This window comes from Rhodococcus sp. KRD197, from assembly GCF_017168235.1.
GTDB lineage: Bacteria > Actinomycetota > Actinomycetes > Mycobacteriales > Mycobacteriaceae > Rhodococcoides.
The window spans coordinates 1,022,122-1,045,865 of the sequence record NZ_JABFAO010000004.1 but is presented as its reverse complement, the minus strand read 5'-3'; the positions used below and the strand labels follow the sequence as shown (position 1 = coordinate 1,045,865).

Annotated in this window: 25 protein-coding genes; 15 read left to right on the top strand and 10 right to left on the bottom strand. The window is 64.8% G+C overall.

Annotated features, from left to right (window positions below; all coding sequences use genetic code 11):
- Window position 1 precedes the first annotated feature (1 nt).
- Genes J1M86_RS11210 through J1M86_RS11185 form a run of 6 tightly spaced genes read right to left on the bottom strand, consistent with a single transcriptional unit; the run spans window position 2 to window position 6,463 of the window.
- Window positions 2-550: a hypothetical protein gene (locus J1M86_RS11210; protein ID WP_206509857.1), complete on the bottom strand. Its 549-nt coding sequence runs from the start codon at window positions 548-550 to the stop codon at window positions 2-4.
- The gene (locus tag J1M86_RS11205; RefSeq protein WP_206509856.1) at window positions 547-1,230 is read right to left on the bottom strand and encodes a hypothetical protein; all 684 of its coding nucleotides are present in this window, start codon (window positions 1,228-1,230) and stop codon (window positions 547-549) included. The genes J1M86_RS11210 and J1M86_RS11205 overlap by 4 nt, the downstream gene beginning before the upstream one ends.
- A 43-nt stretch (window positions 1,231-1,273) precedes the next feature.
- Entirely contained in the window at window positions 1,274-2,896 is a 1,623-nt protein-coding gene (locus tag J1M86_RS11200; RefSeq protein WP_206509855.1) for a M23 family metallopeptidase, read from the bottom strand.
- Between the two features lie 4 nt (window positions 2,897-2,900).
- On the bottom strand, window positions 2,901-3,170 hold the full coding sequence (locus J1M86_RS11195; RefSeq protein WP_206509854.1) for a hypothetical protein: 270 nt from the start codon (window positions 3,168-3,170) through the stop codon (window positions 2,901-2,903).
- 1 nt (window position 3,171) lies between these two features.
- Window positions 3,172-4,944 carry a hypothetical protein gene (locus J1M86_RS11190; RefSeq protein ID WP_206509853.1) on the bottom strand — a complete coding sequence of 591 codons (1,773 nt, stop codon included), beginning with the start codon at window positions 4,942-4,944 and terminating at the stop codon, window positions 3,172-3,174.
- Window position 4,945: 1 nt separating this feature from the next.
- Window positions 4,946-6,463: an SCO6880 family protein gene (locus tag J1M86_RS11185; RefSeq protein WP_052058295.1), complete on the bottom strand. Its 1,518-nt coding sequence runs from the start codon at window positions 6,461-6,463 to the stop codon at window positions 4,946-4,948.
- Window positions 6,464-6,537: 74 nt separating this feature from the next.
- Here J1M86_RS11185 and J1M86_RS11180 point away from each other — a divergent pair, with 74 nt between their 5' ends.
- Genes J1M86_RS11180 through J1M86_RS11115 form a run of 14 tightly spaced genes read left to right on the top strand, consistent with a single transcriptional unit; the run spans window position 6,538 to window position 17,371 of the window.
- Entirely contained in the window at window positions 6,538-6,816 is a 279-nt protein-coding gene (locus J1M86_RS11180) for a hypothetical protein (protein ID WP_206509852.1), read from the top strand.
- Window positions 6,817-6,853: 37 nt separating this feature from the next.
- Window positions 6,854-7,150, top strand: a complete 297-nt coding sequence (locus J1M86_RS11175) for a hypothetical protein (protein ID WP_206509851.1) — start codon at window positions 6,854-6,856, stop codon at window positions 7,148-7,150.
- Window positions 7,147-7,332: a hypothetical protein gene (locus J1M86_RS11170; RefSeq protein ID WP_206509850.1), complete on the top strand. Its 186-nt coding sequence runs from the start codon at window positions 7,147-7,149 to the stop codon at window positions 7,330-7,332. The genes J1M86_RS11175 and J1M86_RS11170 overlap by 4 nt, the downstream gene beginning before the upstream one ends.
- On the top strand, window positions 7,329-7,595 hold the full coding sequence (locus J1M86_RS11165) for a hypothetical protein (RefSeq protein ID WP_206509849.1): 267 nt from the start codon (window positions 7,329-7,331) through the stop codon (window positions 7,593-7,595). Before J1M86_RS11170 ends, J1M86_RS11165 begins: the two co-directional genes overlap by 4 nt.
- Window positions 7,596-7,648: 53 nt before the next feature.
- Window positions 7,649-8,290 carry a hypothetical protein gene (locus J1M86_RS11160; RefSeq protein ID WP_206509848.1) on the top strand — a complete coding sequence of 214 codons (642 nt, stop codon included), beginning with the start codon at window positions 7,649-7,651 and terminating at the stop codon, window positions 8,288-8,290.
- Entirely contained in the window at window positions 8,287-9,120 is an 834-nt protein-coding gene (locus J1M86_RS11155; RefSeq protein WP_206509847.1) for a hypothetical protein, read from the top strand. The genes J1M86_RS11160 and J1M86_RS11155 overlap by 4 nt, the downstream gene beginning before the upstream one ends.
- Window positions 9,108-10,685 carry a hypothetical protein gene (locus J1M86_RS11150; RefSeq protein WP_206509846.1) on the top strand — a complete coding sequence of 526 codons (1,578 nt, stop codon included), beginning with the start codon at window positions 9,108-9,110 and terminating at the stop codon, window positions 10,683-10,685. Before J1M86_RS11155 ends, J1M86_RS11150 begins: the two co-directional genes overlap by 13 nt.
- On the top strand, window positions 10,682-11,026 hold the full coding sequence (locus tag J1M86_RS11145; RefSeq protein ID WP_206509845.1) for a hypothetical protein: 345 nt from the start codon (window positions 10,682-10,684) through the stop codon (window positions 11,024-11,026). Before J1M86_RS11150 ends, J1M86_RS11145 begins: the two co-directional genes overlap by 4 nt.
- On the top strand, window positions 11,023-12,528 hold the full coding sequence (locus tag J1M86_RS11140) for an SCO6880 family protein (RefSeq protein WP_206509844.1): 1,506 nt from the start codon (window positions 11,023-11,025) through the stop codon (window positions 12,526-12,528). Before J1M86_RS11145 ends, J1M86_RS11140 begins: the two co-directional genes overlap by 4 nt.
- Before the next feature lie 50 nt (window positions 12,529-12,578).
- Window positions 12,579-14,447, top strand: coding sequence for an ATP/GTP-binding protein (locus J1M86_RS11135; protein WP_241259760.1), 1,869 nt, complete (start codon window positions 12,579-12,581; stop codon window positions 14,445-14,447).
- Window positions 14,447-14,791, top strand: a complete 345-nt coding sequence (locus tag J1M86_RS11130; RefSeq protein ID WP_206509843.1) for a transposase — start codon at window positions 14,447-14,449, stop codon at window positions 14,789-14,791. Before J1M86_RS11135 ends, J1M86_RS11130 begins: the two co-directional genes overlap by 1 nt.
- Window positions 14,788-16,413, top strand: coding sequence for a M23 family metallopeptidase (locus J1M86_RS11125; protein WP_206509842.1), 1,626 nt, complete (start codon window positions 14,788-14,790; stop codon window positions 16,411-16,413). Before J1M86_RS11130 ends, J1M86_RS11125 begins: the two co-directional genes overlap by 4 nt.
- Before the next feature lie 47 nt (window positions 16,414-16,460).
- Window positions 16,461-16,820, top strand: coding sequence for a hypothetical protein (locus tag J1M86_RS11120; RefSeq protein ID WP_206509841.1), 360 nt, complete (start codon window positions 16,461-16,463; stop codon window positions 16,818-16,820).
- Window positions 16,817-17,371: a hypothetical protein gene (locus tag J1M86_RS11115; protein WP_206509840.1), complete on the top strand. Its 555-nt coding sequence runs from the start codon at window positions 16,817-16,819 to the stop codon at window positions 17,369-17,371. Before J1M86_RS11120 ends, J1M86_RS11115 begins: the two co-directional genes overlap by 4 nt.
- Window positions 17,372-18,365: 994 nt before the next feature.
- Here J1M86_RS11115 and J1M86_RS11110 read toward each other — a convergent pair.
- Window positions 18,366-18,791 (bottom strand): hypothetical protein, encoded by a 426-nt coding sequence (locus J1M86_RS11110; RefSeq protein ID WP_206509839.1) that lies wholly within the window; start codon window positions 18,789-18,791, stop codon window positions 18,366-18,368.
- Between the two features lie 55 nt (window positions 18,792-18,846).
- A complete protein-coding gene (locus tag J1M86_RS11105) occupies window positions 18,847-19,617 on the bottom strand; it encodes an FAD-dependent thymidylate synthase (protein WP_206509838.1) in 771 nt (256 codons plus the stop codon).
- A 171-nt stretch (window positions 19,618-19,788) separates the two neighbouring features.
- Here J1M86_RS11105 and J1M86_RS11100 point away from each other — a divergent pair, with 171 nt between their 5' ends.
- Entirely contained in the window at window positions 19,789-20,604 is an 816-nt protein-coding gene (locus J1M86_RS11100) for a hypothetical protein (protein ID WP_206509837.1), read from the top strand.
- Window positions 20,605-21,739: 1,135 nt separating this feature from the next.
- On the opposite strand, the gene J1M86_RS26835 is transcribed toward J1M86_RS11100, so the two are convergent.
- Together J1M86_RS26835 and J1M86_RS11090 are read right to left on the bottom strand one after the other, a co-directional pair.
- The gene (locus tag J1M86_RS26835) at window positions 21,740-23,041 is read right to left on the bottom strand and encodes a nucleotidyltransferase (protein ID WP_206509836.1); all 1,302 of its coding nucleotides are present in this window, start codon (window positions 23,039-23,041) and stop codon (window positions 21,740-21,742) included.
- Entirely contained in the window at window positions 23,038-23,652 is a 615-nt protein-coding gene (locus tag J1M86_RS11090) for an SLATT domain-containing protein (RefSeq protein WP_206509835.1), read from the bottom strand. Before J1M86_RS11090 ends, J1M86_RS26835 begins: the two co-directional genes overlap by 4 nt.
- Window positions 23,653-23,744 lie beyond the last annotated feature (92 nt).

Here is a 23,744-nt window from a genome sequence, read left to right as displayed (position 1 = left end):
CTCACTTCGGTGCCAAGTTGTATTCGGTCAGTTGCCATGTGTCGGAGTTCTTTTCGACGACGGCCCTCACGCGGTAGTCGCTGTACGGTGTGGTGCTTCCGTCTCGGTGTAGGACGGTCTGGGTGAGGGCGACGTCGAGTACCTGCCGAGTGTCGGATGCGGTGATCGCCTCGCCCGATTGTGCTGTGGCAGTGACGATGTCCCCGGACTCGCGCCATCCCGCCCACTGCGGCAGCGGCCGGATCCCGGTCGCGGTCGGTTGTGTGGCATCGGCGGCGAGCTGACCGCCGAGCCAGCGCTGAGACCGTCCGACGGCGGCAGCGGGGGAGGGGTCGACTGCCGGTTGCCAGGAGAACATCGCCGCCAGCGCCGCTTCGGCGACACCGCCGGGATCGGAGCCGCGGTCGTCGTCGAGGTGTACGTGGGCGTCCGTGGCCGGGCCATGGCTGTCGTCGGTGCCACTGAACTTGACGAGAGCTACCACAGCGGCGGCGACCGTGACGACGAAGACCAACACCGCACAGACCGCGATGAGCTGGCCGCGTTTCATCCTGCGATCCGTTCGTCGTCGACGACGAGGGTGGTCAAATTCGTCTCTCGCCAGGACTTGTAGCCGTTCTCACGGCACCATTCCGCCGCAGGGTTGTCCCGGTCGATTTCGATGCTCATGTGTACTCGGCCGCGCAGAGCCGTTCGCTCCAGAGCCGGGTCATCGGCACCGACTTCATGGTTGAGCACGTGCAGGATCAGCCGGACCGCCTCGACGTCGAGTTCCTCGCGGGCCTGACCGGCGACGAACACCGCGAGCTGCGCCACCGAACGATCGGCCGAGACCTGATCACCGTTGCGGTAGAGCTTGTCGTCGGGGTGAAAGGTGGCGTAAGTGACGACGGCTCCTTCGGGTCCGCAGATCGCGAACGAGGACACCTCGTCGTCGGCCGCTGTCCACATCTCCAGTACCGGCCCGTCGGCTGCCGCTGCGGCGATCTGCTCTCGGCGTTGGGTGTAGGCCTGCTCGCGCAGCGCGTCGTAGTCGATGCCCAGCTGCTTGGACAGTTCGGTCTTGAACTTCGGGAACAGGCCTGGGACGGCGAGGTCGTGCTCTTTCGCCCATGCGTAGAGCTCGCCGTGGGTCTCGAGCGCGCGGAGGTCGTCGAGGTGTTCCTTGACTGTCTTTTTCGCGGTCTCCCATTCGGCGACGGAGTTGTGGGTGCTGCGTCGTTTGGCCATATCGGGTATCTCCTTGGTTGTCGTGTCGGTCGGTCTCGTGCGCTCAGGCGATCGAGGCGAATTCGGTGGCGTACTGCTGGATCAGGTCGGCGTAGGGGCGGGTCTGATTGACGTAGTCCGGTGAGCCGGTGGGGAATCCGCCGGAGGACTGCACCGCGCCGAAGCCCGCGTTGTAGGCGGCGAGATACAGCTCGACGGGCCCGTTGGGGGCCGAGATGGACCCGTTGGCGATACCGGCGTCGACCTGGCCGGCGATCTCGCACATGTAGCGGCCTTGGGCCATCACTGCGTCTCCGATGTCGTAGGGGGAGACCGAGCCGTTGCCGTCGTCGTCGCGCCCGTATCCGGGCCAGGTGCCGGGCATGAACTGGGCCGGTCCTTCGGCTCCACTCGGGCTGACCGCGCGGGGGTTGAAGCCCGATTCCTGCTTGAGCTGTCCGGCGATCATCGGCGGGCGGATCTGCGGGCAGGTGTTGCCGGCCTTGATCACCCACGGCTCGAACTCGGGAGGTACTTTCCCGGGTGCGAGATCGGTTTCGCCGCCGCCCGCAGCCGGGTTGACCCCGCACGGGGTCGGAACGGCCCCTGGACTGCCTGCTGCGCCCGGTGCCGGGCCGTAGGTGGTCAGAGCATCGGGCATCCCGCCGCCGACGGTGGTGACGTGGACGTGGTCGAAGTGATTCTGGGTGGGGGAGCCGCGGTCCTCCATCTGGTTCGAGGAGCCGTCGGCGGGGATGTAGGTCTGACGCCAGATGATGTACTCGATGCGCAACTCGGTCTTGTTCGCCATCAGGTACTCGACGACCCGATCGCCGAGTTCTTTTCCGGCGCCGGTGTCGTAGTCCGGGATCATGATGTCCGCGGCGCGGCCACTGGGGTGATCGTCGTAGGCGTCGTACGGCCGCCATCCACCGATCGTTTTGATCTCGGGGAACTTCTGCGCGACCGCTCGGGCCAGACGGACGGTGTCGACCTGCCAGTGCTCTTCGGACCCGACGGACGGCGGTAAAGGCGGGAGGTCGCCGCCGGGGGCCGGTGCTGTCGGTGACGGCGACGGCGTGGCCGGGCTCGCGGCGGGGGCGTCGGGCTCGGACGCTGCGGCGATCCACGGGGCCGGGTCGACGGCTTCGCCGGCGTCGTGTCCGCCTTGCCAGATCTCGAAGTGCAGGTGCGCACCTCCCGGCCCGGGTGGTGAGACTTCGCCGTTGTATCCGACTTTCGCGATTTCCTGGCCGGCGTGGACCTGCTGGCCGGGGGTCACCTCGAGGTCGTCGGGGAACATGTGGCCGTAGACGCTCGAGATGATCTGTCCGTCGATGTTGTGGTCGATGACGATCCACTGCCCGAACCCCGTTGCCGGTCCGGCCTTGGACACCACACCGTCGGCGGTGGCGTAGATCGGTTCGCCTGCGGCCGATCCGAAGTCCTGTCCCTTGTGCATGGTGCCCCAGCGAGGACCGAATCCGGACGTCAACTGGTAGGTGCCGGCCTTCATCGGCTTGACCTTGGTGCCGGCGGGGAACGTCGCGGTCGGTGCGCCGCCGGGTAGGCAGTCCCCGACTTTGGGTTCGTCGTCGTCGGGGAAGATCAGCAGCACCAGCGCCAGGATCAGGGCGAGGAACAGGGCGACGCCGACCAACGTCCCCTTGCTGGCGGTGCTTTTCACCGGTTCAGATCCTTTCGCGGCCGAGAGCGCGTTGCAGGATGGTCACTTGGTCGCGGAGCTCGCGGACGGCCAGTTCGGTGTCGGCGGGGAATTGGGTGGTGCGTGCTGCGCCGCGTTCGTTGCGCACCCAGTTACGCAGGGTGGTCACCGGGATGCGCAGTGCGGCAGCGACAGCGACGACGGCCTCTTCGCGTGAGGACGCGGTCTTCATCTGCTCGCCGACGAGCGCGAGGCATTTGTCGCGAAACTCGCTGGTGTAGATCCGTTTTGCCATCTCACGCGACCTCGTCGTAGTCGTCGGCGTCGTCGCCTACGAAGGTGAATCGGTGGTTGGTGTCGTGGACACCGGATTCGATCTCGGAGGGCATGAGCACGGTCCGGAACGGAATGCCCGGTGCGCCTTGCTCTCCGAGTTTGACGATGAACTTGCCCTGCCCGGGTGGAGCGCTCAGAGCGCCGGCCTCGCCGGTCAACGCTTTCGGGGACGACCAGGAGGTGATGTCGGCGATTTCGGTGTCGGTGAACGGTTTGATGTCGGACAGTCGCGTCATCTCCTTGCGTGGCAATGCACCCACCACCAGTACTCCGGCGCGTTCGACCAGGCCTTTGGCGGTCGCGACGTCTTCGGGGTTGGGGAGGGATTCGAGGTCGCTGATGGTGTGGGTGCACATCAACAGCGCGGTGCCCCAGGCCCGGTTCAGGCGAGTCAGTTCGTCGACGCGGTCGACCATGCCGACGCCCGCGCGCAGGACCTGCCACATCTCGTCGAGGACGACCAGGAAGTTGCGGCGTGGCCCGCATCCGGCGTCGGCCAGGTAATGGGCGGCGTCGGTGGCGGCGAAGCCGTGTTCCCAGCAGGCGAGCAGCACTGCGCCTTTGAGGGTTTTGTCGGCGGTTCCGATGCCGGAGACGTCGACGCAGACAGCAGCGGCGTTGATGTCGATCGGCACGGTGGTCTGGCCGCAGAACACCTCACCGAACTCACCGTCGATCAGGGCGTTGAGGGTGCGGCGCAGTGTCTTCGAGTCGGCGCGGTAGTCGGCGTCGGTGTCGGATTTGAATGCCCGCCGTACCGGGTCAGGGCCTTCCTCGAGGACGTCGGCGAGGTCGGAGAGCAGCGGTTGGACGTCGCCGGTGAAGCGTTCTTCGAGGAGACGGATCGCGGCACCGAGGGCGGAGATCTCGAAGTCGTCGATCGGGGCGTTGCCGCGGGTGACCTGCAGCAATGTCTTGACTCGGCGTACTCGGTCGCCGGCGATGCGTTTGCGCACCAGGGCCGCGGTCTTGTCGGCGGCGTCGGTGCCGGCGGCATCGAGGGTCGCCAGGATCTGGGCGAGAGGTCCCATGTCGAGGGGGTTGATCTGCCCGCGGCCCAGGCCGAGGTCGATGATTTGGCCTCGATCGCCGAGGGCTTCGACGAGTTTGCGGTAGTCGGGCCGCATGTCGCCCATGATCAGGGTGGACACTCCGGCGTAGATCAGTCCGAGGATGATCTTGCGGGCCAGCGTCGATTTACCGAAGCCGGGCAGGCCGAGCAGCATCATCGAGGGCTGTTGGAGGAATCGGGCGCGGGTCATCCATGAGAGCGGGTCGAAGCACACCGGTGCGCCGGTGTAGAGGTGCACACCGAGTGGGACGCCGACGATCGGCGCTCCGGCCCCGACCGGGAACGGCCACATACCGGCTGCTTGCAGTGTGGTGGCGCGGAATTCGGTCAGGGGTAGGACGGGTCCGGCTTTGCCGCCGCCGCGTCCGGACAGGCCCATGTGGTTGCCGCGCAGGGTCTCTGCGTCGCGGCTGTGCCCCACGGTCTTGGACCGCGCTGCAGCGTCACGTCCGAGATGCAGGCGTGCGCGCCAGGAGACGGCGATGTTCTTCGATTCGGCGGCGCGTTCGAGTTCGCGGCGTTCGTTGTCGTCGAGTACGGCCACCGGTGCGGAATCGATGCTCTCGCAGTGTTGTTCGCGCTGACGTTGCGCAGCGGTGCGGCTGAGGTCGCGGTGGGAGGCGGTACTGGCGGCGCGTCTCCAGGGGCGTTTGATGCTCATTTCACGCTCCCAGCTTCTTCGCGACGTTCTTGGTGTGCGAGGGCATGAGGACGCCGACGCCGAGGGTCGCGGCGAATCCGGTGTCCTGGGTGAACCACAAGCGCTGCAGGCGAAGTGAGGATCGGGTGCCGAGATCTTTGGTGACCGAATCGGCCTTGGGTCGGTCTTCGCCTTCGGGTGTCGTCACGGTCACCAACAGTCCGATCATGGTCAGACCGTGTCCGTGGCCCTGTTCTTCGAGCTGGTCCTCGACACTCTTCAGTCGTTGCTGCGCCTCGAAACTGGGGCCCTTCTTGCCGAGGTTGTTCACACCGCTGTTGGCGTGTTTGAGGTCGCGGCCGATGATGGTCGCCGCTTCGGCCGGCGAGTGGGGGCGGTAGCAGATGGCCACGCGCTTGCGCAGGACGTCCGGGTTGGGGTCGAGCAGTGGCCGCAGCACGGTCTCGACGAAGGCATTTTTCGGTCGTTCTGCCATTTCCCATGTCGTGGAGTAGCAGCCGTCGTGGAAGAGGTTGGAGATGTTCGCTTTCTGGGCTTGAGGGCCGGCGTCCTCCCAGCCCAGATCGTGCCCGCCCTTCATTTCCGAGAGTTCGAGATCGTCCAATGCGGCCGGGGTGTAGGCGTGTTTGACGAACGAGACGATCTCGTCCGAGGCGAGCAGTCGCGGGTTGAGCTGTGCTTCGTTGAGCACGGTCAGGACACCGCCGATTCGGCGTGCCAGTTCCTTGATCTGCTCGCCCGGGTCCTTTCGGCGGCTCGCGGTCGCGGCCCGGTAGGTGATGGCCACCCGTGCCCACAGTCGCGGTGTGCCGGTGGCGAGGTATTCCGCTGACTCGAGCATCATGCGTGCGGGGAGTTCTCCGCCGTAGAAACCGTCTTCGTGGGCCATCGACCGCACTTCACGGCGGAGCCGATTGCCGGACTCGGGGCCGTTCTCGATCACGACGGTGACACCGTCCACGTCGCCGGTCTGGGAGATGAAGTTGACCGCCGCACCCCAGGAGAACACCGAATTGTCGACTGCGTCCTGGTCGATGGCTTCGTTGCCCTGGGGCCAGCATTCGATGACGATGGTGAATTGGTGGGTCTTGGGCATCTCGATGACCCCGAACTTCTGCCGGGACTGATGTTGGACCCAGCCGTCGTGCAGGACGCTGTCGTAGAGCACGCCGGGCAGGCGGTTGGTGCCGCCGGGAACGCGGGAGAAACGTCCGGAGAGGTACAAGTTCTCGCCTTTCGACAGGTGGATCAGCCACTGCACGGACAGGGCGATCCACTGGTAATAGGTTTTGCGTTGGAACCGCAGAATCAGCGGTAGCGCGGTGATGGCCATGACGCCGATGAAGGCGAGGGCGTAAAGCTTGTTGTCGGCGATCGAGAGCACGCCCACACCCATCAGGGCGCAGCCGAAGAGGTAGACGCTTGCGGCGATGTTCAGGCCCAGTAGGAACGATTCCTTCGGGACGGGGCCGATCACGTAGGTCTGGCGCCGACGCATGGGTGCGCTGGTGGTGCTCACTTCATGACCTCGTTCGTTGCGAAGGGACGGCCCGGAACATCGCCGGCGATGTCTTGGGCCATGGAGTCGAGGGAGTGACTGCCGCGCGAGATCCCGGCGCGGGCGGACTGGACGCCTCCCGAGATCGACGGGATCCGCCGCCCGCCGCTGCGGCCTGCGAAGCTGCCCCGCGAGGGGCCGGTGCCAGCGCTCGATGTACGACTGCGAGCCCCACCGCCACCGCCACCGCGGCCGCCACCGCCGCACCTGGACGAATGCGCGCACCCGCCCCCTCGACCACCAGCCCGCATCCCGAACTCGCCGCGATCGGGCGGGAGATCTTCACCGCCGCTCGCGTTGCAGCAGGCCGGTAGTTCCCGCCATTTTCTCACCCGCACAAAGGAGAACACCATGATCACCACCCTTACCGCGTCGACGACCACGTTCCTTGCGCAGAACATCGGCGACGTCGACCCCACCCCGCCCAGCGGGCCGACCGGTGAGAAGATCCTGACCCTGCTGTCCTGGTTGATGTGGGGCTGCATCATCGCCGCCGTCGCCGGCATCATGATCTGCGGCGCGATGCTCGCCTACGAGAAGATCACCGGCGGCGGCCAGGGCAACGCCACCGGCAAACTCGTCGGCGGACTGTTCGGGTCCATCGTCATCGGTGGTGCCGCCGGCCTGGTCAACATGCTCGTCCTATGACCATCCTCAACTGGGCCCTGTGGGGCCTGATCATCGCCTCGGTCATGGCGATATTGACCACCGGTGGCGTGATTGCCTTCGACAAGACCACCTGCAACCGACACGACCGCGCGACAGCACTCATGCTGGTCTCGGCCGTCGTCGGCACTGTCGCCGCAGGCATCGGCTCGGTGATCGCATGACCGACGTGCTCGCTCAACCTCCGACCTCACCAGTGGACTGGCCTGACGAGGTGTGGCAGCCGATCATGACAGGGCTGTCGTGGCTGCTCTGGTTCGCGATCGTCACCTGCATCGCCGCGCTGTTCGTGTGCGGGGCGGTGTTCGTCAACCAACGCAAATCGACCGGCACACAGATGGTCGAGGACGCCACCCTGGCCCGCATCCTGATCTGCGCCGCCGTCATCGGCTCCGCATCCGGGATCGCCCAATCCGTCCTCGCCTGAACACCCGAATCCGCTGCACCCGAACTGCATTCGACCCGAAAGGCATGCTCCTGATGACCGTCTCCCGCACACTCCGGATCGCCGCAACAACGGCAACCGTCCTCGCACTCGCTGCGTGCGGATCCGGCAACGACGACGCACCCACCACCTCTGCGGAAAATCCGGCACCGGATCTGCGGTCCGCCCCCGCCGAGCTGGCCTGGCGCGAGGTCGCAGGGGTGTCGGTACCGACTTCACGGGTCGACGGCCCAGATACCCGAACGTCGGTGAACCGCAGCGGATACTCCCAAACTCCACAGGGCGCGGTCCTGGCCGCGATCAACGGTCAGACCGCGCTCGCCGTTGCCGATGACCGCGCGTGGCCGGAGGTGGTCAACACCGTCACCGCACCCGGACCAGGGCGCGACGAATTCGCGGCCGCGCGCATCGCAGTGACCGTCTCCGGATCGGTCCCTGCCGCAGCGGCCCCGAAGTTCGTCGGGTTCGAGGTCACCGACTACCAGAGCGACCCACTCTCCGCAGCGGTGTCGGTGGCACAGACCATCGGCAGCGACAACCAGATCTACTCCTATCCCGTTGCATTGCAGTGGATCGGCGATGACTGGCGCATCGTGTTGCCGACGGCAGAAGAGAACATCGACGCCGTCGAGCTGGATTCCCTTGATGGCTACACCACCTTCGAGCGCACCGCATGAGCCGCCGCCTACGCACTGTCCTGATTGGCTTAGCAGCCATTGCGGTCGTGGTCCTCGTCGGCGTGATCGCCTTCATCGTCCCCATGCGCGAGGACGAACCGCCAACCACCGCTGGTCCACCGGCGACGACAGCGGCACCTACGCCTGATGACTCCGACCTCGACACCGGCGCGGAAGGCTTCGGTGTTCCCGACGCGGACCTGTCCGGGCGCACGATCATGGTCCCGAACAACCCCGCCGGCCAACCCCTTCCGCAGCGTGACCCCACCGGACCACGTGTCGAATGCAGCATCGACGGGCAGCCGGTCACGTCCCCGGAGTCGATGATGATCCAACGCAACTTCGGCGTCTCGACGCTCTACTCCGAGACGGATGGGCCCTCGTACCTCGACGGCCTGGTCCTCGCCGGCTACACCCGCACACCGCAAGGCGCAGCGCTGGCCGCAGCCAACTTCCTCCCCCGCGGACTCGCCGGGGGTCCGGTGGCTGTCGAAACCACCGAGAAGCTCACCCTGATCCCCGACGAGGAGATCGGTAGCCAGGAGCAGAAGGAAGCAGAGCTCGCCAAACCGGTCAACACCGAGATTGTGGCGCTGCGCGCACCTATGGCGTTCAAGATTCTCTCCTGCACGGACAGCTTTGCCGTCGTCGAACTCGCCGTCATCCGCGATGTCGACGACACCGGAAACCGCCTACAGAATCCGACCTACACAGGTATGCGCCTGAACATGGCGTGGGATGGCGGCACCTGGAAGGTCAGCAAACTCACCGGTTCCACTACTGGTGGGCCGTACAACTCCCTAGATGGCTTCACCCGGTGGGCACTGTGATCCGCGTAGCGGCCCTGGCCGCCCGTGCTGTGATGATTCTGCTGCTCTCGCTCATCGCGGTCGTCGGGGCAAGTGGACTCGCGCACGCCCAAGACCCGGCACCCGCTCCTGCACCGAATCTGACCGAGCAGATCAACCCCGACGCCGACGGCAACGACTTCCAGCAACAACGACGTGAGTGCGTCGCCGAAGGCTCACCGGTACTCGGCGACGGGTGGCTCAACGACGCACTGGACGGGTCGGTGATCGGTGACATCGCCGACGAGGCCCTGTGCCTGGACAATGCTTTCAGCGATCACCCCGGCGACGCCCTCTCGACTGCCGTCGACTCCGCACTCTCGACATTTTGGGGCGACCCGGTCGGCGACTTCGCGAAATCGGTCATGGAAGGAAACACCCAAGCATTCCGGTCGGTGATGACCTTCTGGATGTCCTCCGGCATCCCCGGCCTCGCCGCAGAGAACGCCATGTCCGGGCTCCGCAACATCATCTCCGGATTCACCGTCGTCGCCTTGTTCGCCTCGATCGTCATTGCGATGACCAAACTCGCCATCGCCCGCAAACAAGCAGTCATGGAAGGAGCCACCGAGACCGCGAACATGCTGGTCCGCACCGTCGTCACCGTCTCGCTGCTTCCGATCCTGGTGCTGATGTTCCACCAGGGCGGAGACATCGCCTCGTCGTACGCGCTGGAGAAGTTCGTCGGCGGCAACCTCGACGAGAAGATCACCGCCATCACCGCGTTCGACGACAAGACCGGTCTCGGCCCAATTCTCGCGCTCGCCTGCGCCGGGTTCGCCTTCCTCGGCTCCGTCGCCCAATTGATCGCACTGCTGATCCGCGAAGCAGTCCTGTGCGTCGTCGTCGCCGTCATCCCGATTGCCGCCGCAGCGTCGGCCACCGGCACCGGCCGCAGCTCCTACAAGTCGATGACCGCCTTCACCCTCGGCGCACTGCTGTTCAAGCCTGTCGCGACGCTGTTGTACCTGTTCGCGTTCTGGGCGGCATCGGCATCGAGCACAGACCAGATCGCCACCGTCATCATCGGCTCGATCCTCCTCGCCGTCGTCGGGTTCTCCCTGCCGACACTGATCAAGATCGTCGCTCCCGCAGCGGACACCATCTCCGCCGGTGGCCGGGAAGTGGGCATGCTCGGAGCGGCTGGCGGCGCAATCATGGGAGCGGGCGGCATGGCCGCATCCCGCGCTCTCGGCGCAGCGGCGAACACCGTCTCCGGATCGGCCGCCGGGGGCGGCGGAAAGGGTGGATCATCCGGGGCCGCCGGTACCGGCGCACGTTCGTCGCCCGGTTTCCAGGGCCGTTACAACGGTGGATCGAGTCCCTCGCACGCGGGCGCATCGTCCGGGCCGATGGGCGCAGCCCGCAGAGTCGGATCCACAGTGGGATCCGCGTCTCGGGGCGGTGCCTCGGCGACTCTTCGAGGAGCGGCAGGGGCACTCAAGGCCGCCGGCACCGTCGGGCGCACCGCCGGGTCGGTCTCCACCAGTCTCGGCTCAGCGGCCGAAGGCGCAGTCGGCAACTACCACGGACGGATCCAACGATGACACAACACAATCAACCGCGCGCACACAAGCGCACCGTGTTGATCTTCGACCCCCGCGCACACAAGGGCACCGTCAAGACCTTTTTCGACCCGCGCACCGCCGTCATGACCTCAGACAAGACACTGATCGACGGAGTGTTCTCCCCACCTGCCAGCGTCGGCAGAGCACCGCTGCCAACCCAGGACCTTAGGTCGCCCGCCACCTACACATGGGGAACTGCGGAGCAGCGTGCGTGGTGGGAGAACATCAGTACCCGCACGGTCGCCCTGGCGTCGGTTGCCGTGGTCCTCAGCGCAGCCGTCGCGGGGGCGGCAGTCATCGCACGCGGTGTCGTCCGATGACCGCCCAACTCGAAGCCCCGTACGAACCGCCGATCTACTCCGCGGGCAACCGGCCGCAGTCGACGTTCGCGTTCGGGTTACCGACGAAGATCATCGCCTACGGCGCAGGGTTTTTCGCGGTCTCGTTCGCCGTCCTGATCTTCGTGCACGTCGTCGCCGGCCTGGCCCTGATGGGTATCGGCGCGCTCATCCTCACCCCGCTGGTCATCGCCCCGAACGGCCGGACCCTTTACGAGACAGGACAACTGAGAATGCAATGGTTCTGGCGCAGAGGCATCGACAAGTCCACCGAGTACCACGCCGGACCGCACTCGCGGATCCCCGGTGGGCGCTACAAGCTCCCCGGCCTACTCGCCCGCACCAAGGTCTACATGGGCATCGACCGGCACGGCAACGAATTCGGGATGATCCACAACCCCGACGATCACCGCTACACCGTCATCTTCGACGCCCTCCCCGGCGGCGACGAAGCGATCATCCAGCGCGACAAAGACCTCTACACCGCCGACTGGGGCGTCTACCTCGCCGACCTCGGCCTGCCCGGCGACATCGTCGGCGCAGTCGTCGTCGTGGAGAACATCCCCGCCACCGGACTACGCCTGGCTCGGCGCGCCGAACACGAACTCGTCTCCACCGCGCCGCCGCTGGCCGCGACGTTCGTCGAGCAGTCCGCGATCCGGATGCCCTCGGGTCGCCACCGCACCCTTGCCCGCCTGTCGATCACTTTCCGCGCCACCACCCGCGAGCGGCAGAAAGACCCAGAGGAGATGGCCACCGAACTCGCTCGCCGACTGCCTGACCTGTACGAGTCGCTCTCCGGTGCCGGAATCGATGCTCAGCCGATGACCGCCGCCGAGATCACCGCGGCGGTGCACCGCTCCTACAACCCGTCTACGGAGAACGACTTCGAGGAACTGGAGATCTCCGGTGAAGAGCACGGCGTCGACTGGGACGACGCCGGTCCCGGCCGTGCGAAGACCGAATGGGGCCACTACCGCCACGACGGCGGCGTCTCGGTCGTCTGGGAGATGGCCGCACCCCCGGAGTCGGTGTTCACCGACACCGTCCTCAAACCGCTCCTGCAGCCGCACGACGACCTGCCGCGCAAGCGGTTGACGCTCGTCTACCGCCCCTACACCGCCGGGGACGCGGCGAAGAAGGTCGACAAGCAGCACCGAGACGCGTTGCATGCGATCAACTCTCGCGGGACGAAGATCACCTCCGCCGGATCGGAGAAGCGCCACGAGATCGCCGAACAGGCCCGCCGGGAGATGGTCTCCGGAGCGGGATACGAACGCTATTCCGCGCTGCTGACGATCACCGTCGGATCCGTCGAAGAGATCGCCAATGCCGCCGCCGTCACCGAATCCCTCGCCGCCCGCTCCCGACTGCGACTGCGGCGCGCGTTCGCTTTTCAGGACGCTGCGTTCGCTGCCGGTCTCGGCGTCGGCGTGCTTCTGCCCGATCAGATTTCGACGTCGATCCTGGTGCGCCGCAGCTAGGGGCTGCGCGTCCGCATCGGCCCACCCTGCGTGAGAAAGAGATTCCGAAGATGACCATGACCGACGACCGGCCCCGCCGACACTACGACCCGCGGTCCGACGATCCCGACCTGTACGAGACCAACGCTCCGGAGCCGTCGGCGTTCGTCCGCTGGATCATCGGCGACACCGACTACGCCGAGCTCGCCGCCCTCATCGCCGTCGGCGATGCCGAAGAGCCCTACACGCTCTCCCGGCGCGGCATAGGACTGGCGCGGTGGCGAAACGATCACCCCCAGGCCGACCAGGCCGTCCACGAGGCAGCCGGGGACCCGTGGTGGCGCGCTGCGCTGTCATCGAGCGCGCGCGGCCTCAAAGGCGCAGGCGGTGGCCGTATGTCGACTGTCCCGGCCCCGATCGAGTACGAAGCGACGTCGGTGCAGATGTGCGGGCTCAACCCGTGGGCGATCGGCGCGGCCGCACCGTCGTCGGGGACCATCGTCGGTCAGCACGCCATCACCGGCAACGCCGTCTCCTGCGATCCGTTCGCCTACTTCCGCGACAAACTCATCGGCAACCCCTCGATGTTCGTCCTGTCCCTCCCCGGACTGGGCAAGTCGACGCTGATCCGCAAGATCCTCCTCGGCGCGTGCGGGTGGGGACAGACACCGATCATCGCGGGCGACATCAAGGGCGAATACGTCAAGCTCACCCGCCTGCTCGGCGGACAGGTCATCACCCTCGGCCACGGCGGCGGACACCTCAACCCCCTCGCCGCCGGGGCACTCGGGCAGGCCGTTGTCCGCGCCATCGCCGCACGGGGCGACTCCACCGACCCCGCCCGCATCGCCGAACTCGACGAGCTGATCAACGTCGCCACCATTACCATCTCCACCCGCCAGATCAACGCCGTGTGCGCGCTGGTGGAGCTGATCCGCTACGACACACACTCGGTGAAGGCGTTCGAGAACTCCCTGATCGGTATCGCCCTGCGTGAGCTCTACGCCGACAGCGGATTCTCCTACACCCACCCGCCGCTGCTCAAAGACCTCTACACCCGCATCGACGCCGGATCGGCGGACATGCTCCAAGCGGCGTACAAGACCGACCGCGAGGGCTACCGCGAGGCCATCACCGAACTGATGCAGGCCCTCGGCGCACTGACCTCCGGCCCACTCGGGGACATCTTCGCCGACCACACCACCGAACCGATCGACCTCGACGCACCGATGATCTGCATCGACGTCTCGAGCCTCGACCGCGGCGACACCACCCTTAAAGCCGCCGTGATGCTCTCCTGCTGGGCGGATGCCTACGGCACCGTGGAAGCGGCGCACCTGCTCGCCGACGCAGGCCTGGACCGCCAGCGCCTGTTCCTGATGGCTCTCGATGAGCTGTGGCAGGTCATCGGCGCAGGCCCCGGCATGGTCGCCCGCGTCAACGAGATCACCCGCCTCAACCGCACCGACGCGACCGGGTTGCTGATGATCACTCACACCGGCCGCGACCTCGAAACCTTGCCCACCGAAGCTGATATCAAGACCGCCAAAGGGTTCATCGACCGCGCCGGCATGGTCGTCTGCGGCGGCCTGCCGATCGGTGAGGTCGAACGCCTCTCCGGAGAACTCAAGTTCACTGCCGCCGAAGCGGACATGGTCACCTCCTGGTCCCGCGGCGCCGCGCTCCGCGGATCCGAGCGCCGTACCGTCCGTGCGCCGATCGGGCGCGGGAAGTTCTTGATCAAGGTGGCCAAGGACAACACCCCCGGCATCCCGATCCAGACCGTGCTCACCGACGTCGAGTACGACACCGGGGTTCACGACACCAACGCACGCTTCGCCGAATACTTCGCCGGCGGGCACCACACCGTCGACAGCGCAGATGTCCACGGGGCCGACCAGTCCTACACCGGCGCCTCCGAGATGGTCGGTGCACGGTGATGCCCGCTGTGTACCCGCGCGCTGAATACCCGGCCGCGACCCGATCCTGGGCGATCGAAGAGTACGAGAAGTCGCGACACAATTACGGCTCACGCGCCGAATGCGTTGCGGAAACGATCGGCGCGCACGAGAACACCGTGGCGCGGTGGATCAAGGACAAGTTCGGTTCACCGCGCTCCCCTGCCGCCGATGAGATGACCGCACGGCTGCGTTTGGCTGAGGCGGAGAACGAGCGGCTGCGCAGCGAGAACCGCACTCTTTCCGAACGTCTCGCTGCCTGCTCCCCGCGATCGGTCACCGCACACTCACTCGACGCGCGATCGTTCGGGGCGGCGGCGCTGTGAAGAAGGGCGGCGCGATCGCCCTCGCGGTGGTGCTCGCACTGTCGCTGTTCGTGGTCCTGTTCGTCACCACCGGCGTCCGCGAAGAGGTGACCGATTGCGTTCCCGGGCGCGGTGTCTCCTCCGCTGCGGGCGGTGTCCCGGCGGGATCGTTCGCCAAGCCCGTCAAGACCAGCGAATCGGTGCTTTCCAGCCCGTTCGGGCAGCGGTGGGGAACCAACCACAACGGCATGGACCTCGCCGGGCCTGTCGGTACCCCGATCTACGCCTACGCCGACGGCATTGTCTCCAAAGCCGGACCCGCCGACGGGTTCGGGATGTGGATCGTCCTCGATCACAACATCGGCGGCCAGACCGTCTCGACCGTCTACGGCCACATGTACCCCGATGGCATACACGTCCAGGTCGGAGACCACGTCGCCGCCGGTCAACACATCGCCGACATCGGCAACAACGGTCAATCCACCGGCGCGCACCTGCACTTCGAATACCACCCAGGCGGCTGGGGCCAGGGCAACGCCATCGACCCGGGGCCCTTCTATGCTGCGGCCGCCGACCCCGGCACCGGGCAGAACGGCCAAAGCCCACTACCCCCGGACTCGACGAGCACACCGACCCAGCCGCCTGCAGGCGACACAGCAGAGATGGCCGCCCTGCCCGCCACTGTCGGCTCCGAAGAGCACTACCAGGTCGACACCGTGCGCGTCGCCCGCGCTGTGCACGCGAAGTTCCCGCAGATCACGCGCATCGGCGGCTGGCGGGCCGACGGCGGAGGCTTCGACGATCACCCGTCCGGGCGCGCCGCCGACATCATGATCGACAACTGGTCCTCCGAGGAAGGCAAAGCCCTCGGCGACCAGGTCAAGGACTACCTGTGGGCGAACCGCGACTACTTCCAGATCGAATACATGATCTGGCGACAGGAGTACATCCCAAGCAATGGTGTCCCGAACACCATGGAAGACAGGGGATCACCCACCGCGAACCATTTCGACCACGTACACATCACCACCGTCGGCCACGGCGCACCGGTACCCGGGCAGACTTACGGGCCCGTCCCCGGCGGCTCCGGATCCGCACCGAAGGCCGCAGGGAGCTGCACCACCGCACCCGGCGCTGGTCTCGGTGATCACGCCGACCTCGCCGCCGGTCAGGTACCGCCGGAGTTCGAGCCGTGGCTCGCCCTCTCGGCCGCGCAGTGCCGCGAGCTGTCCCCGGCGATCCTCGCCGCGCAGCTCAAACAAGAATCCGGCTTCACACCCGGCCTGACCAGCCCATCCGGGGCCGAAGGGTACGGGCAGTTCCTCCCCGGCACCTGGGCCGCGTACGGGTTCCCCGTCGACAACAACGGCGTCGTCACCGGGGCAGCCGGAGAGGGCGACCCAAACGACGTCGGCGACGCCGTCATGGCCCAGGGCCGCTACAACTGCTCCGTCGCAGACACCCTGCGCCCCAGCATCGAATCAGGCTCCATCACAGGCGATCCCATCGAGCTGATGCTCGCCGGCTACAACGCCGGACCCGGTGCGGTCCAACAATTCGGCGGCATCCCTCCCTACAGCGAAACGCAGAACTACGTCACCACCATCACCGCCACCGCATCCGACTACGACCTGGCCCGATAGGGCCATCCCTGACTGAGCGCACACCGACCCGAAACGGAGACCCGCAGATGAGCACACGGACCAGCGATGACCAGACGACCGCGCAGCAAAGCCACGCACACCAGCCCACCGCGGAGCAGCTCTACGACGCCCGCGGATGGCTACTGGATTGCGGGTTCAGCGACGAACTGATCTTCGACCTCACCGACCGCCACATCATTCGATTCGTCGAGCGTGAATACGACGGTGGGTGGCCAGCATTCGTTCTCGACAACACCGGGCACATCATCGCCCGACTCCCCCTCGTCGAACGCCCTTTCACCACGACCGACGCACTGGCACAGTGGACCGTCATGATCGCCAAAGCAGACGCACTCGGCCTCCTGACCGAGGACACCGACACCTCGGCCAGCGGCGGAACGCTGTGACACGCCGAGCCCTGGCGGTACTCGTCGGAGTCGGCCTGACCGGAGCCGCTGCGCTCGCTGTCATCGTCGTCCTCGTCTTCGGTGCCGCGAACGCCCCCGCCCCAGAACAACCGGGAACAGACGCCGGCTACGCCTTCGACCCGATCGGCACCGAACCCGCCGCCGTCGCCGTCGCCGTGATGTCCGGAGTCTTCACCTGGCAGCCCGCCGTCCAAGACTCGACGTGGGAAGCACTGCACAGCCAGCAGGACCACCTGACCGGACCGATGGCCACCGCGGCCGCGCAACCGCCCACTCCGGCGCCGAACCCGCTGCCGGAGTGGGCAGCCTGGTCCCGCAGCGGCGACGTCGTCACCGCCGTCGTCCGGCTAAACGGCGACCCGACCATCGACGCAGACACCGCCACCGTGCCCGTCACCATCAGTCAGACCGTCCAGCACTCAGACGGTGACACCACCTCGTACACGCACTACGCCGCCAACGTGACCCTCGCCCAACAGTCAGGCGCATGGAAAGTCTCGAACTACCAACTCGACAACAACGACAGCTAGCGCCGACGGCAGAACTGACAAACGCGGAAGACCGCCGATCCCATCCCATGCCGTAGCGGCCCTCCTACAAGGTCTCCACCCTCGAACTGGGGCCATTCGACGACCTCACCTCGCGTCATCGCGAGGTCTCAAATCACACTCGGGTTTCGCCGCGGAGGTCTGCGCCCGCTCGAGACAACCCGCCGTTGTTTTCTCACACCCGACAGTGCACATCGACGCATCATCAGGGGAGGCGCTCGGAGAAGGGCACAGTGACCGTCCGGAAGGATGCGTCCATCGCGCCACCCCATGCAGGCCCATATCGGTCCTGGCTCACCCCTTTTCCGGGTACGGACACCCAGATAGCGGCGTTCGTCACCTAGGTGGGGTAGGGAGCAGCGAAATGAAGATGGGGTTGCCCTCTTCGGCGCAGGCCTCGGCAACACGCTGTGAATCGCTGTTGAACTCCGTGACGTCGTGGAAACTATCGATGAGCCGTGCAGGCTCAGAAGGTAGGGCTTTCGACATGAAGAACATGGCGACTCCCGACCCTGACCCACGCCCTAGAACGCCAAGATAGTAGAAAATGTTCTCTTTACCGGGTTCCGGCTTCAACGTGCTCTCTGCAATCCAAAATGGACTGCCATCCCTAATATCTCGTACTAACGAATCATGAACATGCTCGAAGTCCGTGCAGACGACGTCCGGATCGTAGTTCTCGTTGGCCCTGGTAGTTGTCGACGCCGGTGCTGGGCCTGTCGTATCGCCGTTCTCAGACCCGCACCCCGCGCACACCACAGTGCCCGCTGCGGCGAGAATCAGCATCGTCCGCGCAAGCGCCCCCGACTCCAGGCTGCCGCACCGACACGAAAACACCATTGACGTGACGCGCGAAGCGTGAGCTGTAGTCATCGCATCTCCTACATCCGATGTAGGTGAGATACCCGAAGACGTTCGATTTGTTACGCCGTTTGCAGGTTGATGGGGCCTGCCGCCCCCAAAAAGGTCGGCGCAGCTACAGGTCGTCGACGATCCCCTTGACCTCCGCACCGCCGTCGGCTGAGAGCCCTTCGTTGATCTGTACGAACACAAGAGCGCTGTCAGAGCCGTATCGGTGCGGCCCGGCGAGAAAGGCCGCTTCCTCGAAGCTCTCCACCGTTCTGCTGTATTGCTCCGGATTGTCGAATTTCATGACCGCTCCGCCCTCTCCGGGCACCGATATGAGGTCGAAATCGTAGACTTCTGTTGCTGCCACTTGAAGCCCACCGGGTTCGCTTGGGACGCAATTTTCACCGATGCCGGCGTCTTCGATCTGTGCACACACACTTGCGGCCGTTACTTCGTCGTTGGAAGCATCGGACGAGCAGCCCGCTGCAACAGCGACCAATGCGGCACCGACGGTGTAGGCGACGACGTGGGAACGGATGCCGGTTGCATTCATTTTCACTCCTTGGGTTTGCGCGTCCAGGCTTACCCGTGACAGGCAAGCAACCCCATCAAGGGTGCCTCATCGCCCTGCCTGAACGGTTCGATACAGCCCACTTCTCGTTCTTGTCGACATCCCACACCTCGAATCGCACGTCGCCGAACAACGCCGGGTGCCGCTCGGCGAGGATCGCTCCAATCGACTCCGCGAACCGCTGCATGTCAGGCTCCGACCTCACCGAGTCACATTCGACGAGCAGCTGGGCCCATGACCGCACACTGCCCGTAACCGTCAGCTTCGTCGTCGCCATGTTCGGAAGTGCGGCCCGCGCCGCAGCTGCCGAATACTCGCTGTACACACCTCGATTCCTGAGCTTGTTGCGGATGTTTCCCCACACGCGCACGGAGTGTTGGAACAGCTCGTGCATCTCAGCGCGGAGGTCGTCGTGGGCCTCGACCTCTTCGGGAAGGGTCGGGCCGATCTCGAAACGGTCGTACCTCGTGTTTCGCTGCGCGCGCTCGCTGATCACAAGACCGTCGCGGCTGTGCAATTGGTTCGCCAACGATATCGCGATGTCCTCGACATAGAAGGTGACGAAGCTGTGTTCGAGAAATCTCCAGGCCGATGCCGACAACAAGAAGCGGAGGTAGTCGCGGGTGTTGTGCCGACCGTCGTCGACGCGCCAAATCAGGTGAGTGCGTGATAGTGCCGCGAACTCGACTGTCAACTCCACCCCGCTCGGCTCATAGCCAGCGTTGACGGGGCCGCTGTATGTCTCTTGAAAGAAGTCGTGATCTTCGGGGATCACGCATGACGTTTCTGCAACCACCGTTATCTTCACTCACTGCACCTTTTCCATATTTCGAGCTCGCACCAATTCCTCACGTGCGCCGATCTAGAAGCGCCTTGGCCTCAGCAAGCTGACGAACCCGGCTGTCCGTAACCGTGATCGTGATCATGATCGTTCGGCAATACTGACATGGTGCCTGCATCCGAAACCGACTATCTGCCTGTGACAGTTCTGCTCCCGGAAACGGTGGTTGATCCCATCGTGATGTACGACTCTCACGCTGCGCTTCGACTTGCGGTCGTCGAACGTAGTTACGTCTCGCGGCTCGGTCCCGAGTGGGACCGGCCCGGCAACTACGTGCTGCTCGATCCTGTCGACGCCGACGGGAAATGGGGGTGCTACGTCGGGATGGCCGCTCCCGGTGGCATCCGTACACGCCTGATGTCGCATCTCAAATCCAAAGACCATTGGCGTAGGGCTTTGCTGATCCAGCGAGACACCACGCACAGCTTTAACTCGGCGCAGGTCGCGTGGCTCGAAGGCAGGCTTTACGACCTGTTGAACGCAGCAGAGAACGCGCAGCTGAGCAACGGCGTGAGACCCAGCGACGAAACGTTGCCGGCTTTCGATCGCGCGACGTTGGAAGCCTGTGTGTTGCCGGTCAGCCGTGTCCTGCGGCTGCTCGGGCATAATCCAGCCACCGCTGATGACTCCGGCATCAGTACCTCCGAAACCGGCAGAACCCGGACAAGTCGTTTCCACGGCATCACGGTCTCCCACCTCATCGCAACGGGTCTCGTGTCCGGCGGAACGACATTGACCTCAACAAACGGTGCTTGGCCGGCGAGCGCAACAATCCTCGACGGCGGTGGGATCGGGTTCAACGGAACCGAATACCCCACGCCGAGCGCCGCTGCGAGCGCGGCCAAGGACGGCGGTGCAGTCAATGGCTGGGATTTTTGGGCAGTCGAGGAAGAATCCGGAAAGACGACGCTGGCAACGCTGCGGGGCCGATATCCCGCCGTCCACACCACCTGATGACCGCCTCCCACGGATCGATCTGACAAGGGCGAGGCCGTACGACACCCGAATCTTGATACTACCGAGAAACAGCGGTTCGATCGGGGAGACGACCTCAGCCTGCGTCTGGTCTGTGCTACTGGGCCAGCGCAACGCCAGGGGCTGCTGGGGTCGGCCTTCGGTGCCTCATAGGCCCGCCACCGAGACGTCCCCGCCTTTACACACAGCGGCTTGTCAAAACTTGAACTCCTCTTCCCTGTGGGTCTCGTCGAACCACGTATGTCCGCAGGTCAGGCACGGGCATTTTATCTACTCGATCGGTTCCAATGTCAGGACGCAACCCATCGACACAACTCCTGTTTGCGGCCCGGGCGGCATTCCGAACATCGGATAGGCGACGGTGCGGCAAAGCCACGACGATCATTGCGGTCACTTACGAGGCAGCAGCGCCGGCAGAGGACGTCGTGTTGCCCTGCGTGGCCAGTAGAGGCGGCAACCTCGCGGTGACGCTGTACTTCAATTCGCCGCTCGGGTGGATTGTTCGGTCGTCGCCCACACCACTGGAACGGCGTGAGCTGACGGACAAATTCGCTCTCGGCCGACTTCAGCGGAAGGTTCTGAACTCAGCTTGAACTGATCTTGATACCGAACGTATTCAGCGCTGTAGCGGTTGTGAGCAGCGCATACGTCATAATATCTGTTATCGGTAATGAATGTCGTTGTAGAAATACCTGGACAGCCGCGCGTTGGCAGCGCAACTCGTTCGCTCGTGAAACGTGTGCAGTCGATCGAAAAACTGGCAAGCTCGACGCGGTGTGGTTTGATCCCGGCTCATCGACGAAGACGGCGTCTGCGAGGCGTTCAACAGAGCAATTGAAGAGGCGCGCTCGTGGTAACTGAGCTCCGACGAATCCGTGGCGAGGATGGCAGCTGCCCCGCGCGCTCTCTCCAGCAAACGCACCAAGGATCGTAACTTGGCCAGTCGCGTCGGATCGACGCGCGTCAGGCCGATGCCGTCCGGTAAAGATGACACAAACTAGCGGACACGAATCGCACCCGATGCCCGATTCGGTCACGCTCGATGGCTTCCTTGCGCCTCCCTATCTGACGCCAGGTCGGACTGCCGGTCCCCTGCGCGTCAAGGCGGTATCAACTAGGCGGAAGCACCAGGCGTCGCGCTGATCGGCACGTCAATGCGGTCCCGTGCGACCACTACTCCATCCTGTACCACATAGCATTCGACCACATGCTCGCCGCGGAAGGAGGTGCGTTCGTGCCTGCCGGTCACGCGGTTCGGCTCGACGATCTGCCCGCGAATTTGGTTCCGACGCTCGGCTTCATCACCTTGGTTGAGCACTTTCCAACGGACATCGTATGAACCAGGAACGTCGCACTCGGCGATGGTGAAGTCCAATTCCTTGTTGGGCAGAAGCAGAGATTTGGCGTGGAGCATCTCGCGCAGGGATGCCGGACGCCAACCGTTTTGGGCAACGGTGCAGTCAATTGCGAGCATGTACTGGACGTCGATCGGGTACTTCTGCTCGACAAACTCTTCGGTGTTGTCGAAAGAGCGAGCCGATTCGACGACGGCCTTGAGTGGCACTGATGTTCCAAAGACCTCGCGCCACTTCTTGTTCGCCGAAGTTTTGCCCTCTTCAGCGATCGCTTCGAGGCAACGGTTGTACGCCTTCTTGGCTTTCGGCTGGAACCGCGCCTTGACCTTTACTCGCTGGCTACTGCCCAGTGCCAGGTAAAAGTCCTTGTCCGGCTCCTGGTGGAGGAAGCCGAAGAAGTCGCGGACCATCAAATCGAACGATCCACTCCCAGCCGAGTCGTAGTCAGTGGTCTGGGCGAAGAACCGATGCACCAGTGTGTCAATGAGCAGGCCGCCGATACCTACACCGTTAGCGTTCTTCCACGCTCGGGCCATCCTCGCAAGATGCCGCATATTCGTCGACGTGCGGTCGTTGCACGCCTTTGTGGCCTCGATCTCGGCGCGAGGCTTGGTGACCTTCCAACTTCCAGCGGCTGTGTCCGGGTAATCGAAACTGCCATCAGAGTTCTCGAACGCTGGCTGGACCTCAAACTTGAAAGCGTTGCTCGTGAATTGCACGCGCACAACGCACTGATCGACGCGGATGTCGGTGTTCGAGTAGCGAGCCTTCAGGTCGTCCCGGACGCGCTCGAGCATCCTTCGCGGACCGGATTCACTGCTGTAATCGGTCCGGATATCGGAAGGGAGGATGTAAATCATATCGAGATCGGAAACACCTTTGACGGCGGTGTGCCGGCCGTAGGAGCCGACCATCAACTTGTGGGCGGTGTCGCCGTCCTTGGACCGGAAGTCCTTGTTCAGCGACTTCGTAATTTCGTCTCTGCGCGCCCCAACCGACGCCGCCGTGCCGCCGACTTTGAGGTTCGCGAGTAACGCGTCGAAGATTTCCGATGTCTTCACGATCGTGCCTCGCCCCGACTGAGACGAAGCGCTTCGGGGAGGAACAGGTCGATCTCGTTGCCAGAGAAGGTCATCTCCTCGTTGTGCTTGAGTCCTTCTTGCGCCCGTGTGTATGCCTTCGAGGTCGTCCTAGGAGAGTCGGCGTAAGCGCCGCGGGTGGCCTCCTGGAGCTCGTCGCGCCGAGTCCTGGCCTGCTCATCGGAGATGCCGCCGGACATCAGGTCGGAGATCAAGGAGATGTAAGACTCACGGATGTCCCAGAGCTGGGAGGCGACGCCGCGATGGGCGTCGGATTCGTCCGCGAACCTGAAATTCTTGGCCCCAAGGCTGATCCAGGTCACCAGGAGCGCGATGAACGATGTGACCAGACTGGTAAGTGCCGAGTCTCCGAATAGGCCGACCACCGCGACCAGGAAGGTGCCGGAGCTGACAGCCGTGAGCGCAATAAGGACACCCTGCTGCCACCGGTGCTTCGTGAAGCAAATGTCGGCCTGCTTTTCGCGGGTTTTGTGGCTGTAGACCACGCGACCGAAGGACTCTCGTACCTGCGCTAGCAAGTACGAGTCCTCTCCAGCCTGACCTGTATAGCCAGGCTCCGTCTCTTCTGCCACATCTTTCCGATCGTCGTCACCGGCCGGTGCATCCCCGTGAGGATCTCCGAGTAAGTGTCGCCCAGATGCGACGCCTGATGACGGTCGCTGCA